The 16,308-nt window shown below is 40.1% G+C and carries 10 protein-coding genes; 1 reads left to right on the plus strand and 9 read right to left on the minus strand.

All coding sequences use genetic code 11. From position 1 onward, the window contains the following. Positions 1–45: 45 nt before the first annotated feature. The 3 genes from B147_RS0101200 to B147_RS0101210 all read right to left on the minus strand — a co-directional run bounded on the left by B147_RS0101200 (position 46) and on the right by B147_RS0101210 (position 3,002). The gene (locus B147_RS0101200; RefSeq protein WP_020585434.1) at positions 46–1,023 is read right to left on the minus strand and encodes an AAA family ATPase; all 978 of its coding nucleotides are present in this window, start codon (positions 1,021–1,023) and stop codon (positions 46–48) included. Positions 1,024–1,099: 76 nt separating this feature from the next. After that, on the minus strand, positions 1,100–2,335 hold the full coding sequence (locus tag B147_RS27065) for a hypothetical protein (protein WP_020585435.1): 1,236 nt from the start codon (positions 2,333–2,335) through the stop codon (positions 1,100–1,102). Beyond that, the gene (locus B147_RS0101210; protein WP_020585436.1) at positions 2,325–3,002 is read right to left on the minus strand and encodes an ERF family protein; all 678 of its coding nucleotides are present in this window, start codon (positions 3,000–3,002) and stop codon (positions 2,325–2,327) included. Before B147_RS0101210 ends, B147_RS27065 begins: the two co-directional genes overlap by 11 nt. Before the next feature lie 375 nt (positions 3,003–3,377). Here B147_RS0101210 and B147_RS0101215 point away from each other — a divergent pair, with 375 nt between their 5' ends. Next, positions 3,378–4,142, plus strand: a complete 765-nt coding sequence (locus B147_RS0101215) for an NYN domain-containing protein (RefSeq protein ID WP_020585437.1) — start codon at positions 3,378–3,380, stop codon at positions 4,140–4,142. A 235-nt stretch (positions 4,143–4,377) separates the two neighbouring features. Here the strand turns inward: B147_RS0101215 and B147_RS0101220 are convergent, their stop codons facing one another. From B147_RS0101220 to B147_RS0101245, 6 genes are read right to left on the minus strand one after another with little or no spacing between them, the layout of a single operon-like run. Beyond that, a complete protein-coding gene (locus tag B147_RS0101220; protein ID WP_020585438.1) occupies positions 4,378–5,091 on the minus strand; it encodes a M48 family metallopeptidase in 714 nt (237 codons plus the stop codon). Between the two features lie 2 nt (positions 5,092–5,093). Then, the gene (locus B147_RS0101225; protein WP_020585439.1) at positions 5,094–8,183 is read right to left on the minus strand and encodes a type I restriction endonuclease subunit R; all 3,090 of its coding nucleotides are present in this window, start codon (positions 8,181–8,183) and stop codon (positions 5,094–5,096) included. Further along, on the minus strand, positions 8,180–10,090 hold the full coding sequence (locus B147_RS0101230) for an ATP-dependent helicase (RefSeq protein ID WP_020585440.1): 1,911 nt from the start codon (positions 10,088–10,090) through the stop codon (positions 8,180–8,182). Before B147_RS0101230 ends, B147_RS0101225 begins: the two co-directional genes overlap by 4 nt. A gap of 1 nt (position 10,091) precedes the next feature. Continuing rightward, complete coding sequence (locus tag B147_RS0101235) at positions 10,092–11,918, minus strand: ATP-dependent nuclease (protein ID WP_020585441.1); 1,827 nt, start codon at positions 11,916–11,918, stop codon at positions 10,092–10,094. After that, complete coding sequence (locus tag B147_RS0101240; RefSeq protein ID WP_020585442.1) at positions 11,915–13,147, minus strand: restriction endonuclease subunit S; 1,233 nt, start codon at positions 13,145–13,147, stop codon at positions 11,915–11,917. Before B147_RS0101240 ends, B147_RS0101235 begins: the two co-directional genes overlap by 4 nt. Continuing rightward, on the minus strand, positions 13,138–15,870 hold the full coding sequence (locus B147_RS0101245; RefSeq protein ID WP_020585443.1) for a type I restriction-modification system subunit M: 2,733 nt from the start codon (positions 15,868–15,870) through the stop codon (positions 13,138–13,140). The genes B147_RS0101240 and B147_RS0101245 overlap by 10 nt, the downstream gene beginning before the upstream one ends. Positions 15,871–16,308: the final 438 nt, after the last annotated feature.

The following is a 16,308-nucleotide window of genomic DNA, read 5'->3' on the forward strand; positions in this document are numbered from 1 at the left end:
TAAATTTATGTGACTGCGTCTCAGCAGAGCTGAGAGTTTCGGAATTTAAGTGTCTGTTACAGGAAATATACGCTGGGCCAGTTCATTCAGAAACGACCGAGTTTCCCTGGTTGCACGATATCCAAGGGCTCGATCCAGAGCATATGTAATCGGCTGAACACCTTGGTTAGCTAAAGGCTGAAACCGAACGGTCAAATCAGCCCACCGGATAAGGGTTCGGGTTGAAAATGTCACTTCGATAGTATCGTTGAAGTCGGTGCTTTCACCCATGAATAGTTTACGAACCTCATTGGCGAATTCCACCATCTTTTTTCGTAACTCTTCAGGTAGATTCTTTGCCTTGAAAGCCAAAAGATTTTCTTCAGCTTCTGCGGTTGGATAATTGATTTCACAGAGCCAGAACCGGTCCATAAATGCAAGGTTCTGCCTGAGAGTTCCTTGATATAAACCAGTTTCATCTGATCCACCATTAGTATTCGCGGTCGCTGCAAACCTGAATAAAGGATGTGGTGTAATGATTTCACTGCCATTTTCAGGGATACATAAAGGTTCACCGTCCAGCATACCGTTAAGACCTGCTGCTGTTGCCGGGTCAAGTAGATCAATCTCATCAAGCAAAAATACACCACCATATTTCATGGCAAGTGCCAGGGGGCCATGCTGGAAAATCATGTTGCCATTTTGTACCGTCAGGTGGCCGACCATATCAGGGAATTCTAACCGGCTATGACCTGTAACAGAAAAGACTGGATAATTGAGTTTGGCGGCAAGCTGCTTGATCAGGCTGGTCTTACCGCTGCCCGCTGGCCCGAATAAATAAAAAGGGTCAGCGCTGTTCATAAACCAGACGATCACATCCCGGCTGGATTCATGGTAAAGATAATCCGAGTTTATTGATGGTGTGAAAGAACAAGGTGATTCAAAACCTTTGATCTTTTTACCCGAAGATGTTCCGCTGAAGATGAGCCCAGCGTCCAGGTCTTTGGGCATCAACGTTTCAAGTTCAGTGATTGTGTCTGCCATTGGTATTCTCCTTAAAATAGAAAGCCCACCCTCCGGTTAAGGAGGGTAGGCTCAGTTAAATTGATGAAATGACTTTTTATGCTGCTGAAGTCAGCTTTTTGTTGATTTTGCTTACATACAATCGTTCATATGGTGAGCTTGTTTTCTGGCATTGCTCTATCATGTCATCAACAGATTGCCCGTCATGGATTTGTTCAGACATCTTTTGATGCAACGTCTCTCGGTCAAGGGATTTACGACCAGGCATCTGTGATACCTTGAACCGATATCCGGATGTATTAAGCCAGCCAGTGTTTTCACCATTGATCCGGTGATATGTATTTTTAATCCGCTGTTCGATATCCTTCTTTTTCTTCTGGATGGCTGATTCCTGAACTTTCAAATCCGCCAGCTTTTCAAGTTCAACATCAAAAATGGGGTCATGCTCCAGGACCTCCTGATCTTGAAATTTAGGGCAGTCTTCATTAACATTGCAGTAGTCACACAAAGGATGAAAACCGGAACAGTATTGGACATCGTTCAAAGTGATATTGCCGGAAAGGATCTCTTTTTTCTCATTCCAAATGCGTTCTGCAACCTGAAGACAGGCGTTGAGCATGTCTTTGTCCGGTACATACGGACCAAACGGCTTCACCTGGGTCATGGAAATCGACAGTACCCACGCCTCGATGTCAATTTGATCCGGTGTGTCCGGCATGTTGATTCCAAACAAACGATAAACAGCTTCAGGAAAATTTACGCCACTAAAACCAGTTGTGGCGTTTTCTGAAAATAATCCAAAACAAGGTTTGTTCCAGCATTCTTTCAATAGACTTACCTGGCCGTATACCTGGGCTTCGTAAGATGCATACAGGTTGTCCGGAATCAGTTCGTTACTTTTCAGTTCTATAATTCGTACAGCAGGTTTCTGACCTCCCCATACAAGCGTAAAATCAAGATGAGCTTTAATAGGTATGCCGTTGTACTCGATACTGATTTCAAATTGTGGAATCATTTTTACGCCGGTTGCCATAATCGCATTTTGGATGCCGTATTCCTGCCAATGACCACGCTGAAGGACGATCTGTTTTTCAAGCACTGCGATTAAATCTTTTTGATTCAACCCCAGAACGTCGTTATAATGAAGATGTTGGATCAACCCGGCTTTTTCGGCGACGGCTGATCTGAGGCATTCCATACCCTTGCCAATGTCAGATAAGCCTATGTACCGGCTTCTGTCTCCAAGTTGGCTGGCCGTGTCTTCATGGGTATGTTTCAAAATTCCCATGGTTAAGAACTGGAGAAGGCCATCTTTTTTATTTTCATGCTGCATTGTCGTACCTCCACCAGACTTTCTTTTCACCGTCCCAACGGAACCCGGCACTTTTCAGGAATTCTTTTTTAGAATGGGTATTCCCGGTTGCCAGTATACAAAGCTTGCCATTCTGGGCCTTTTGTTTTCTGTATTTGACGCCATCCAATTGGGGTAAAGAATTAGGTACTGTATCACTATACTGGGGTGGTCTATTTGAGGGTTTTTGCTGATTGTTACCCCCGCTATTAGCGGGTTTGATTTCATGGTTTTTCGTTTGCTGTCTTTGCATGGCAGATTCGGCATCATCGTCTTCAGTTATGATTCCGAGCAGAGCTGACAGGCCGTAGCGCCTTGCGTAAGTTATGGCTGAGCCATAGCCTTGTGGATCGTTTTTAGACAGAGGCATCTCTATTAAAGAGCATTGCCATTGGCCGGTAGCCACATGAACAACTTTGGTGACCAGACCAAGGTGTCCTTTTTCGACTGACACCGGATATTGGGTCATCCAAATGCCATGCTCTAATAATGCCGCCCAGCAGACATCCATTACGGATTTTAAAGACGCATAACTGCTATTGGTGTAATCGTTGATACTGTCTTTTAATGCGGGGGTCAGGGCCTGTTGCACCTGGATCATGGTTTTTGCCAAATCGGTAATTTTGTCTGAACAAAGGGTGATTTCCATATTATCCTCCTTTCAAAATAACACAGCCCTTGTCCTGCTCGATGGCAGGACAAGGGCTGTAACATTGTTGTTTTTAACGATTAATTATCTTGTTTCAAAAGGATAATATATACTTGAATATTTTCGAAAATCACGTTAAGAATTCGCTATCTCAATTTAGACTTTTGTATTTGGTTGAGCGGAAGCAGGAATCCAGAATAGAGCCTTGGCTTAACCAGCCAGCACCTATGTATCAGAGCTTATAACGATCCGAAATAAAAGGGGTAAAATCCACCCTTGCCATTAAGGTGGCAATCAGGATATCCTTCAATTAAATTGTTCTTTTCTATATTTCCCTTCTTGCCATGAAAACCCAAACATAGAACTGGAATTTGAATGAAAGACTTAGATGATCATAAAAAAATCGCCGTATTGATTGACGCAGATAATGCTCAGCATACAAAAATGAAAGCAATCCTTGATGAAATATCTGCTCATGGTCATGTTTTAATTAAGAGAGCTTACGGTGATTGGTCTACTGAGCACTTAAAAAATTGGAAACGCTCTCTAAATGAGTTAGCAATTCAACCAGTTCAGCAATTTGCCTATACAACAGGTAAGAATTCGACCGATGCGTCAATGATAATAGATGCAATGGATTTGTTATACTCTAAAAAATTTGATGCGTTTGCTTTAGTTTCGAGTGACAGTGACTTCACTAAGCTTGCATCCAGGCTCAGAGAATCTGAAATATTTGTCTTTGGTGTTGGTGAAATGAAAACTCCAATATCTTTTAGGAATGCCTGCGACGATTTTATCTTTACAGAGAACCTTGAATTAGAAGAAATAGATGATAGCACTAAGGATAATATCAAAAAATCTAAACATGATTCGTCACAAAAAAACAAAGAAAATCCAACCAAACTTATCCCATTGTTGAAAAAAGCATGGGAGCAGTATCAAGATGATAATGGGTGGGCGAATGTATCCTCAGCCGGATCTTTAATTAAAAGGTCCAACCCAGATTTTGACCCAAGGACCTATGGTGCCACCAAATTACCGGAGATTATTGAAAATAGCCTGAAAAATTATTTCAAGACAACGAAATTTAAAGGTAAAGGCACTGTTAATATTGTCGCCTATAAACCAAACGATGCTTAGTAGGCGACTACACAAGATGCCTATCTCCCTCGTTACACTCAAGATCCTGATAATTTTTCTGATTAGAATCACAGGGAGAGTCCGGGGTGGGCATCCGTTCCGAAAATCGAGGTGCCCTTGGACGTAGTCCTCGCTATAAATATAAAATTATTTTTAATGTGGCTAATCAAAATCAAGACTAAAATTGAGCATTAAATTAAAATGCGCCTGGTGTTATATATTTGTCTATTTATCGCTAATATCTCCAAAGTTCATGCCTTACAGGAAGCCGATTTAATTCGTCTTTATATAATCTCCACTTAGGTAAGAACAAATCCATTAAGTTTGTAAAACGATTGTTATGACTGGCTTCGAGCAGATGAAGCATTTCATGGACTACAATATATTCAAGACATTCTGGAGGTTTTTTGGCTAACTCAAGATTTACCCAGATTCGTCTGGCTTCTGGATTGCAGGTCCCCCATTTGGTTTTCATCCGCTTCACACCGAATTCTGCCACGTCAACATCCATCAATTTTTCGTATTGATCTATCAATTTGGGAATTTGCTGCTTCAGTTGTTCTCTGTACCACTGATTTAAAATGTCCTGACGTTTTTGCAGATCACTTTCAGGGCGGACATACAAAGTTAAATATTTGTGATTCAGCTCGACACGAGATTTGTTCTGGTTTTCGATCACTTTGAGCTGATATCGTTTGCCCTGATAATAATGACTTTCTCTTTCGATATAGTCTCTCGGGGCTTCCCGTTTTTGGTTCTTTAACTTTTTTTGTTGTTTTTTTATCCAAGATAACTTGGAAATAACAAACACACGGATCGTCTCCAATTCCATGTGCAGCGGTGCAGATACTTTTACCTTACCACTGGGTGGATATACACTTAAATGAACATTCTTTATATTTTTATGAACCACCTCAACTGGTAGATCACCTAATTGGAAAGTTGCCATACTTAATAACTTTGCTGCTGTTTTACGATATTAAAAACTCTTATTGCTTCATCCACTCTGTTGGACTCATCGACGTCATCTAAAACTTTATAAATTGCCTGTTTTATCAAATTTTCTTTTGCAGGATTACCCCGCCAACCATCACTCCTGCTAACCAAGACAGCAGCATCAACTTGATTCGCAAGAGTCTCATTTCTATTAAGATTATTCCATAGAGCACGTTTTGCCGGAGTATCTAAGCTATCCGGAGTATTCTCCTCCTTGCCTTCGGCCACCTTTTGGGCCAATGCTGCGACTTTTTTAAGATATACTTCATAATCAATGGCATTTTGTTTGCGCTGTTTGATAATTTCATCCAGCAATTTTGACATTGCATCGAAATAAGCAGGGTCAAGCAGATGGTCTTTAATGATTTTGCTTCGAACGTTATTCTCAATTGTCTCTGCCACAGCGTCTCGATTTTTCTTTATACCGCCAGGCAGACTATTAATCGCCTCACTAATTCCGCTTTTAACAATAACATCAATCAGCGACATATCGCCAAATGGTGAAATTACCTTCGAATCGTCAGCCTGAATATAATTGTCGATCAGGTGTCGCATATCCGCTTCATATGCTTTTAAATCAATGGTTTCGCCACTGGCATTTTTAATGATATCACGCAACTTAAGGAAATGATCCATGCGTTTTTTGATATGTTCAATACTCGACTCGCTATATCCTGCTTCTGCCATTTCATCTGCAATATTGGCATAGGCTCTGACAAATGCTATCGTCATTTTGTACAGGGTATTTCTGACAATTTCCCTGACCTTAATCTCTTCAGGAACCTCCGTATTACCGCAAAAATAATGAATATGCTCCAAATCACCTTTTGGTGGTTCAACCGGTTCACACAACAACTCCAATTCCTCAAGCGCGGTATCAAGTTTTTCCCGGCCTGCTTCCAAGCGATCCTTTAAAAGGACATCACAATCTTCAGCATTAAACTCATCATAATCAAGCTCGCTTGTGTAGACAGCCACTGCATTTTCGACCTTCTTAAACAAATCCATATAATCAATAATATAGCCGAACTCTTTATCATCTCCATCCAAACGGTTGACACGACAAATTGCCTGAAACAAACCATGATCCTGCATGGATTTGTCAATATACAGGTATGTGCAACTTGGAGCATCAAAACCGGTTAGCAGCTTATCCACAACTATCAACAACTTCATATTAGCCGGTTCATCGGTAAACTTCTGTTTGACCTTTTCTTCATAAGTCTCTGTTTTGCTCATACCAGGTCTCGGACTAATATCTGACAATAAATCATTATATATTTTATAAATATATTCCTTGTCGGTTTCTGTATTGGCTCCTGTATCTTCGGTTGTGATATCTTTTGTTTGAGGATTATATGATGTTACAACGGCACATTTCCCTTTGAACTCGGTATCTTGAAAAATTTCAAAGTACCGGCAGGCTTCATATATACTGGATGCAACCAGAATAGCATTACCGGATTGGGAATTTAACCGAGGTTTGACACTGAAATCAAAGATAATGTCGGCTGCAACATTGTTCATTCTGGAACGCGAGCTTAACACACGTTGCATTGTCCCCCATTTTTTCTTCAATTCTGCCTGCTGGAATTCATTCAACCCCTTTGTTTTTGCTTCAAACCACTCATCAATTTTTGTCTGGGAACTAAGACGTTGATCAATATCTCTGGCCTCGTAGACCAGATCCAGAACAACACCATCATTCACGGCTTCATTAAACTTATATGTATGGATATACTTTCCAAATACCTCCAGACTGGTTGCTTTATCCCTTTTAAGCAGTGGAGTCCCGGTAAAACCGATGAACAACGCCCCGGGAAGTATTGCTTTCATCACTTTGTGTAGTTTGCCGCTCTGGGTTCTGTGACATTCATCAACAAATACAAACAATTCACCGACTGCATGACTGGGGGAATTTTCAAGCTGTCTGATGAACGCTTCAAACTGTTTTTTGCTTTTTAGGCCGGTATCTTTGGGGCCAAATTTGTGAACAAGAGAACACAATAGCCGGGGTTTGGCTTCCCCCAACTGGGTCATTAGATCCCGTCCACTTCTGGTCCTGTAAATAGACTCTCCCGATTCCTTGAAAACCCTTTCTATCTGTTTATCCAGCTCATCTCGATCTGTTATCACCAGCACTCTGGCATTAGGGTTGTTTTCAAGAATCCATTTAGCCAATATGACCATGGTGATACTTTTTCCACTGCCCTGGGTGTGCCAGATAATACCACCCTCTCTTTTTTGGATATGCCTTTGTGCGGCCTTAACACCGAAGTACTGGTGGACACGGGGGAGTTTCTTGATTCCACCGTCAAACACAACAAAATCAAACATCAACTCGATCAAACGTTCTTTGCAACACATCTTAATTAGATACTTGTCAAGTTTGTACCCTTCATTGTCCGCTTCATCTTCTTTCCAACTCAAATAATACTTTTCACCGGTTTTGATAGTACCGTATCGAAGCCCCTGAGTATCGTTTCCTGCGAATATAAATTGTATGGTTGTAAAAAATTGTTCAATAAATGTTTCCTGCTGATTTGTAATATTCTGACGAATGCCTTCAGACAAATCCTTACGGCTGTTTTTGAGTTCCAATACAGCTACTGCAATACCGTTTACATAGAGGACGATATCGGGACGTTTCTCTTTTTCTCCATGAATAGTAACTTCTTCCGCAATATAAAAATCGTTTTTTAGAGGTTCCTGCCAGTTAATTATCTGAATGGTTTCTGTTGGCACTCCTGCCTCGACTTTAACCGGCACTCCAAAGCGTAAAAACTCGTAAACCGTCTTATTGTTCTGATAAAGGCTCTGCCCGTGATTATTTGCAGCATTGGTCAATTCATAGACAACTCTATTAATCTGTTCAGTACTGAAAGACTGGTCCATTAAGAACTTTCTGAGCAACCCTTCTTCAATATTACTGTTGCCATCTTGATCCTTATAGTTACCCAGATATTTGTAATCCAGCGTATTCTGAAATAATTTAATCACCCGATCTTGGGTGGCACGTTCTGGTTTATTGATGGCTCCGCTCATTTCTCAATTTCCTCTATAAATCTTGATTTTTGCTGAAACCTCAAATCCCCCCATGGCATCATTCTTTGTTTTGGGTAAGATATATAAAGCCACCTTTTTGCCCTTGTCACAGCTACAAAAGCATTATTTCGCTCCTCACTGATTTTTTTCTTAGAATTAGCTCTGTAATCAGGGAACACTCCTTCACACATACCCATTAAAAAAACGATATCTTTTTCCAATCCTTTCATGGTGTGAACTGTACTCAGGGTTAATCCATTTTCAACAGATTGTTCCGTTAGCTGTCCTAAGGCCATTGCGTTTCTGAACGTCGATAGGGACTCCCCCAGCCCTTTTCGTTTAAATTTGGTCCAGCAAGTGGAAAATTCATTAAGTTCATCTAAGCTGAGTTTGATTTCTTCTAAAAATTCATCATTATTTACACCATCAGCTAAAGAACCGCTCGCTAAATCATTAAGCTTTTTCTTAAAATCTCGGACAAGCTTAGGCATATTGGGGTTTGACAATTCCAACTGATCAATATGCTTTAAAAGGTCTGAAAATAAAAAGGCGTTCGGTAATGCCCCCCCCTTGACCTTTTCTGCCCATACAGTCAGTAAATCGTCATTTCCCCATGACAGAGGTGCATCGATTTTAAGCAAAGAACAGAGCTTTTTCCCATCTACCCAATCTTTTGGGTTCAGTCTTAACCTAATCCCATAATCAAGGATTTTACCAAAAAAAGAATTTGGTTCTGCCTGTCGCTCGCCTTTTCTGATAGTGTATGGAATCCCTGCCGATTCAAGTTCTTTTTCAAGGGAAGAAAACACGAAGCGAGTTCTGGCGATAACCACCATTTTTACCAGGGAAATTTCATTTTCAATATCATCGTGATTTTTCAGTTTAAGAAGATCATTTATGGTTGAAACGATCCAGTTAGCTTCCGACTGTTCATTATCAAAGGACTCTATTTTAATAAATCCTTCTAAAGCATATTCATGCTCTTTTTGTGAATGTGGTTTCAGTTTGTTGGCAGTACGGATAACGGCTTTCGTACTTCTATAATTTTCTTTCAGTGAAAACTGAATAGGAGAAAAGTCTGAAAGAAAATCATTACAAAGATATTGCGTAGAGGAACCATTAAATCCATAAATCATCTGATTGGGATCTCCAACCATCAGAACACTTTTAATGGCATCACCGCAAAGAACCCTAATAAACTCATATTGTGCTTTATTTAAATCTTGGGCTTCATCAACACATACATGTTTATACTGTGCACGATATATTTTTGCTATCCAATCATGTGTCAATAAAATCTTATGAGCGTAAACCAAAATGTCGTCATAATCAATTCCACCGCTATTAATCAATGCCTGCTGATAATCCTCATAGATTTTCCACAGGCCTTCGTTGTCCGGGAACTTTTCTTCTATACCATCAGATGTTAATAGCTCTCGTTTAATCAGTGAAAAACCATCCATATAATTTTGGAGATTTCGTTCTCTATTTTTTTGCTCCCTTTGATTTTTTATATTGAGATACTCGTCTATATCGACACCATCTTCTCGAAGAGATTGAAGAAACACCTCCATCCTGTCCTGATCTCTGTCATAAATATGCAACTCGGAGGGAAGTCCGATAGTATGTCCGTACTTTTCAAGAATTCGCTGCGCTACTGAGTGTATCGTGGCAATCCAGGCACGGTCTTCGACTTCATCGGAGTCTTCTAACCTTGTTTGCATTTCTTCTGCAGCCTTATTTGTAAAGGTTAGAGCAATAATCCCATTTTTTTTTGTTGAACTGAGAATATATCGAACCCGTTCAGTTAAAACTCTTGTTTTACCGGACCCTGCTGAGGCCAATACCTGAATAGCCTTATCAATTGGTGACCGAACTATATCTTCCTGGGCTTTGGACAATCTCATATCAGACTCCCGCTATTATTTTTTTAATAAATTCAATGATTTTTGGAGGCAGTTTCTCTTTATCAAGTTTAACAAATTTATCAGTCAGTGCTTTTGCATACATCGGTTTCTGTGAGTCTAAGATCTCAGAAATTGCTCTTTTCCTACCTTCATCTCCGCTGTAATCTCTCAATTCAGATTCAAATATAGGCTGGTTACAGGTCTCACAAGGCGGTTTGTCAGTCTTTTTTGACTTCAAAGGTGTGCCGTCTTTCTTTGATATCTGAGAATCAATATATCCTGCACCATTTATTTCATCTATTGTCTGCTCAATAATGTCTTTATATCCATTGGCTAAAAGGTAGCCTTCAAAATCGGTCCCATCCAGAATGGTAACTTGCTCTGATGAATGTATATCTGTTTCACCGAAAACCTTCTCGTAATTCTTTTTAAGCTGTTCGACTATTTTTTCTTCTCCATCGCTGAATATAAACACGGGGATATTTAAATCCTTTCCAAATATCAGGAAGGGACGATATTTTGCGCCTGACCCATTCACACCTACAAAATTAACTCCTATGGAGAAAGGGGAACAGCCAGTGAATGCCTGAAACAACGCTGGAAGTGCCTGCTCTTCAGTTTCACCTTCAGAAAGAACAATCGCCTTTGCAAACAAAAGTTCTCCCCTGGAATGTACAACCTCTCTTTGAATTTTGCGCAAATCATCATTTTCAAATGTTTCCCTCAACCTGTTTGCCTGAACCTCATTTCCTGCTTTACTGAGCACACTGATTTCATGAATTTCAGCCAGTCCAGCCAAGTAAGGTGAATGGGTGCTGATAATTATTTGGCCGGATGAATCTATCAGCTGTCTGTATAATGTCCGCTGGGCATTAGGATGTAAATGCGCTTCCGGTTCTTCAGCAGCCATAATCGGGAAAAACGGTTGAGCTTCTTCTTCATGGTTTTTAGCCATTAATTCAGTGAATGCTTTTACAGTAAGCATTGAGGCCCAACTTCGTGTACCCATTCCATGATATTCCATTGAAAATGAGCTTTTCTCTGATTCTCCAAAATTTACACTAAATCGCTTAGACAGATCCCGTATTTTTTTGGGGAAGGGAGTTAGTTCTGTTTGTCCGGAGCCTTCAAAGGATTGGTTGAGATAGTCTAAATGCTGTTTGAGTTTCTTTAACGGCTCACTTTTATCGATGGCTTCCTTATTAACATCGGCCACCATTTTTTCCAGTACGGTTACATCTTTCTCATCGTATTCAACGCTTGATAATACCCTGCCAATAAAAGACGATTTTTCTTTCAACTCATTATGTATATCCCGTTGAGCATCTATAGAAATAAAGGGGACCGATTCAATTCGGCCCTTCAGCTTGTTTTTCTTCTTCGGGCTTTCATTTTGCCAGTTATTAAATTCAGGCCAGTAATCCAGAGAAAACCTTTCAAGAAGATATCCTCCCTTTATTTTATCTGGGGTCGCCATTGCCCTCAACGCAACAAATTGATACCCATCCGCTTCCTGCTGAATCTTGTCACCGAATTCCTGTTGCCACTCTTCAGAAAATTCCTGCTCCCGTATACCTTGGTCATCAATAGAAATAAATCGCAGATCCACAAGAATTTTATTCTGCCGTTTTTCATCACTGTTAATGTGGAAATCCTCATCAGATAAGAAACGGCCATAATCACCAAGGGCCAGTTGAAGTGCCTTAATCACTGATGTCTTGCCGGAATTGTTTTGACCTATCAACAGCGTCACTCTCGGCAGAACCAGTTCTATATTTGATATGCCTCTAAAATTTGCGATACGAACTTGATCTATCTGAATGCTCATGGCTTCGACCTTTGTTTTTCAACTAAACGAATTTTTCCGGTTAGGAGAGACTGCATCATACCTTGTTTAAGTTGTTTGATTTTGGAAAGTTTGATTGTTAAGTGATCAATATCTTTATCCATATCAGAAAATATTTTTGCCAGTTCTTTTTGAACCTGGTTATCTGAAGGCACATAATACTTAAAATGAACAAAGTCTTTTTGATATAGGTGGTTAATGGTTGATCCTGCACTCAATTGAGCCAAAAACTCTGAAAATATATTTGACTTGAGCACGTAAAAGAAAAATTCAGGGTCAAAAGCATCATCAATGGGCCTTATAACGAAAACACCACTATTCAACGTTGCAAGTTTTGGCACATCACGAATAAACGCTACTTTCCCAATTGTTCCATCTTTTGTTACCAGCACATCGAACTGTTTAACCTGGATATTTCTATCCTGTTTGTATCTCTCGTATTCCACAAAAAAACATTTGTCCCAATCAATAAACCCATCCTTAAATTCAGTACCGGTGATCAGACAATAATCCCCTGATGTTTTATATTCGGCTGTGGTTAAACCCTGCCAGCCGATTCTTGCTTTTAGAACAGCAGTATCGCCCAAACGTTTTTCAACCCATCCGTTTTTCAGTTTTTCATTTTCATCAAAAGGATCGAGTAGCTTTTGCATTGCCCCTTGTTTGATAAGACGTTTTTTTATGATGAGTTTTTCAAGTTGGGATATCAGCGCATCGGCATCGCTTAAGGCCTTTGCGATTGTGGATTGTTCCTTTTTAGATGGTCTAGCTATTTTTAAACCACTACAAGCCTGCTTATTTAATTTTGGTTGAGCTGTACCAGAGTTTAGCAAAGTATAATCCCGACTTTCTAAAAACTCTGTCAAATATTTGATATCAAAATTAGTATTTGGCCTTAATACATGTGCGTGATTGTTTACCCAAATTTTACCACTCACTTTAAACGCTAAAGGAAGAGTGCGGCTTAAAATATTTTCTCCATCTTCACCAAGTAAAATTAATTCCTCATCGAAAATATAGCTGTTAACAAAATCAACAATTCCAGATGCTCCATAATAGGGGTATTCTCCCTTCATTTTTGCTCGCTCTGAAGATTTTATAGGCCGACGCTGACTATCTAAAAATTCGACAGCGTCCTGTAATTCACATACATCCCAATCATCGGGAATCACACCCACCTCAGTCTGTTTGTAACCATCTATTAGCTCCATAGGAACCCCATCTTTTTCAAATGAACTGCTACAGCATCTTCCAGCATGCTAACTCTTTGAGTCTGTTCAGGCAATGGCATCTCATAACGTTCTGCCAGGTCTTTAATCCTGGATGTCAGTCGCTGACTAATTCGATCGAGTTCAGAATGAATATCTTTTTCAATGGTTCCCAACCACTTATCGTCCACCACCAATTGTTTGATTTGCTCTTCAGTGAGTGTTGGGTAAAAAGCTAACAGGGTTTCATCCAGCTCAGCCTCTTTTTCTTTGATCTGTTTTTTGAGAGCAGCAATATCTTCAAATAGGCTCAGGTACTGTTTGAGTACTCTTATTTCAGCCAGGAATTCACCGTCGCTGTGTTTAGTGAGTGCTTTATCAATTTGCTCCAATGCTTTCTGCTGTAGCTTTATTATTTTTTTCTTACTGTCTTTAATGGCTTTATCGCATTCAAGATAGTTGTTTAAAAGAGGCTTTTCTTCGTCAAAGGCCTTTTTCAACCGGTTTTTTACAGCTGTTAATGTGACATTTCCTTTGGCATTTTTCAGGGATGAAATACCGTCCTTTTCTGCCAGGTCGGCCAGATGTTCTATTTCCCGAATCAAGCTTTTGTTAAGGGTTTTATATGCTGATGAACTTGTAGGATCTAACGCTTCCCAGGCCAAATCAATATATTCTTGTAAGGACATCGTTGCTTCTGACTTGTTGCCCACACCATTCAAAGGGCCGTCTTCACTACTGTGTTCCTCTTCCAGTTCGGTCAATTTACCTTGAAAATTTTCGAGTTCATCTTTAAGCTCATCTATTACCTGCTGTTCTTGAGCAAAATAGCGGTTGATAACCAAATATTTGGGGATAAGATCGCAGGTCCAGCCTTTATCAACTTCATTACCCTTATTATTTTTCACCAGTATTCGGTACGTTGAGGCCTGCCACCCGCCACCGAAGTCAATGGGAGCAGCAATCAAGTAGCAATCATCCTGCATAATGTTGAACCAGTAGTTCATCAAATACTGATATACATCGTACTTGTCTATTAGGGGGTGTGCACAGTAGGCAGACAGCAGGTTTTCTGATATGGTATGAATCAATTTCTTGGGATTGAAGCCATGTGTTAGCTCTTTTAACGTAGCTTGAGTTTTGATCCGCCACCCTTCAAAGACCTCATTTATCAATTCAGTGTAGCGGATGAATTCATCATGCTCAAATATCGTTTGTTTTATAAGGTTTTGCTCCACTTGCAGGGTCAGATATTTATTTGATCGCTTCGCCTGGGTGAAAAGAGCATTTTTTAATTGAGGGAAAACTACCCAATAATTTTTTAAAGCATCAATATCTGTTTTTGGGATATCACCCAATAAATGGGCTTCTATATCCTGAATATCTTCAGATTTGGAACTGTCAATATAGCGGGGGATATTGAGATTGAACTCATTCTTTTCGATTTCCGCAAAGCTCACCATTTTACTGTAGCCATGATGCTGGGCCTGATGGTTGAACACATCGACAATTCTGTGAAGATCCATTTCCCGTAATCGGTTTTTATTACCATCCTTGATAAAGCCTTTGCTGGCATCAACCATAAAAATGCCTTTTCGAGAACCGGCGGCTTCTTTGTCTACTAAAATAATACAGGCAGGGATACCAGTCCCATAAAAAAGGTTAGCAGGAAGACCTATGATTCCTTTAATATACCCTTTTTTGACCAGAGACTCTCGTATAACTGCTTCAGCATTCCCCCTGAATAATACGCCATGAGGCAGGATACACGCACCTTTGCCCTGGCTCTTCAAACTTCGGATAATGTGTAACAGGTAAGCATAGTCACCATTTTTACTGGGTGGCACACCAAATCCATCAAAGCGGTTATAAGGATCTTTTTCTGTATCAACTCCATTTCCCCAGCGTTTATCACTGAAAGGAGGATTGGCAACGACAAAATCAAACTGTTTCATTACACCTTCATCTTCTGGAAAACGAGGGTTTGAAAGTGTGTTGCCTTGTTTAATTTCTGCTGTTGGATTGTTGTGCAAGATCATATTCATATGGGCCAGGGCACTTGTGGCATTATCTTTCTCCTGGCCGTAAAGGGTTACTGACGTTTTCGCTTCATCAGCGACTTTCAGCAAAAGAGATCCTGAACCGCAAGTAGGGTCATAAACGGTTGTAGTACCTGATGTGTCAGCTTTATCGATCCCGATAATTTTAGCCATAACACGACTGACTTCTGACGGGGTATAGAACTGACCTTTGCTTTTCCCAGACTCTGTTGCAAAATGGCGCATCAGATATTCGTAAGCGTCGCCCAGGATATCATCATTTTCAGCACGATTTTTGCTGAAGTCTAATGCCTTATTTTCGAAAATTGCCACCAGATTAGTGAGCCGTTCGACCTTTTCCTTAGCACTGCCCAATTTTTCTGAATCATCGAAATCAGGAAGTGCCGTCCGGGACAATTTATTGGCATTAGCCAGAGGGGCCACTATCCTTTTATTAATATCATCGCCTATGGTGGGTTTACCTTTCAATGCCACCATATCCGCAAAACTTGCCCCATAAGGAATCGTAATGGGTGCAAACGGCTGACCTGCATACTTATCACTGATATATTTTACAAACAGCATGAACAGGACGTAATCTTTATACTGGCTGGCATCCATTCCTCCACGGAGTTCATCACAACTTGCCCAAAGCGAGCTATATAATTCAGATTTCTTTATTGCCATTCAAATTTTTCCTTCATCAACAAAACATTATTACCATCACCTCATTATCGTTTAACAACAATGAAATCAACTAAATATAGTCAATTCAGAAGAATTTCAGTTATTTCTGATTCAACTCTGATTTATTATCTGAAATCCCCTCTGCACAAGCCTGCTCATCAGAACGAACAATATAACACATAAAATATTTTAGATGGCCTTTTACCTTTAACAAACCGAAAGAATACATAGATGAGACAGAAGGTTCACGGCGTATGGTATATAATACGGCAGCAGTACCCCTGATTGCTTAAACGGAGAGCATGACAGCGCACCCTGGCAAAACACTTCAAATCTTTCACTAAAGACTATGCCAAAAACGAAATCGTCAAATGAAGGGTTTCAAACCCCGGACTATTATTAAAAATCTTGGATCTAAATTTCATATCGACACCTGAT

The sequence above is a fragment of the Desulfobacter curvatus DSM 3379 genome (assembly GCF_000373985.1).
Classification (GTDB): Bacteria; Desulfobacterota; Desulfobacteria; order Desulfobacterales; family Desulfobacteraceae; genus Desulfobacter; species Desulfobacter curvatus.

What these genes read in the sequence shown, in the direction of transcription:
- B147_RS0101200 (WP_020585434.1), bottom strand. Translation starts at nt 1,023, where the DNA reads ATGGCAGACACAATCACTGAACTTGAAACGTTGATGCCCAAAGACCTG.
- B147_RS27065 (WP_020585435.1), bottom strand. Translation starts at nt 2,335, where the DNA reads ATGCAGCATGAAAATAAAAAAGATGGCCTTCTCCAGTTCTTAACCATG.
- B147_RS0101210 (WP_020585436.1), bottom strand. Translation starts at nt 3,002, where the DNA reads ATGGAAATCACCCTTTGTTCAGACAAAATTACCGATTTGGCAAAAACC.
- B147_RS0101215 (WP_020585437.1), top strand. Translation starts at nt 3,378, where the DNA reads ATGAAAGACTTAGATGATCATAAAAAAATCGCCGTATTGATTGACGCA.
- B147_RS0101220 (WP_020585438.1), bottom strand. Translation starts at nt 5,091, where the DNA reads ATGGCAACTTTCCAATTAGGTGATCTACCAGTTGAGGTGGTTCATAAA.
- B147_RS0101225 (WP_020585439.1), bottom strand. Translation starts at nt 8,183, where the DNA reads ATGAGCGGAGCCATCAATAAACCAGAACGTGCCACCCAAGATCGGGTG.
- B147_RS0101230 (WP_020585440.1), bottom strand. Translation starts at nt 10,090, where the DNA reads ATGAGATTGTCCAAAGCCCAGGAAGATATAGTTCGGTCACCAATTGAT.
- B147_RS0101235 (WP_020585441.1), bottom strand. Translation starts at nt 11,918, where the DNA reads ATGAGCATTCAGATAGATCAAGTTCGTATCGCAAATTTTAGAGGCATA.
- B147_RS0101240 (WP_020585442.1), bottom strand. Translation starts at nt 13,147, where the DNA reads ATGGAGCTAATAGATGGTTACAAACAGACTGAGGTGGGTGTGATTCCC.
- B147_RS0101245 (WP_020585443.1), bottom strand. Translation starts at nt 15,870, where the DNA reads ATGGCAATAAAGAAATCTGAATTATATAGCTCGCTTTGGGCAAGTTGT.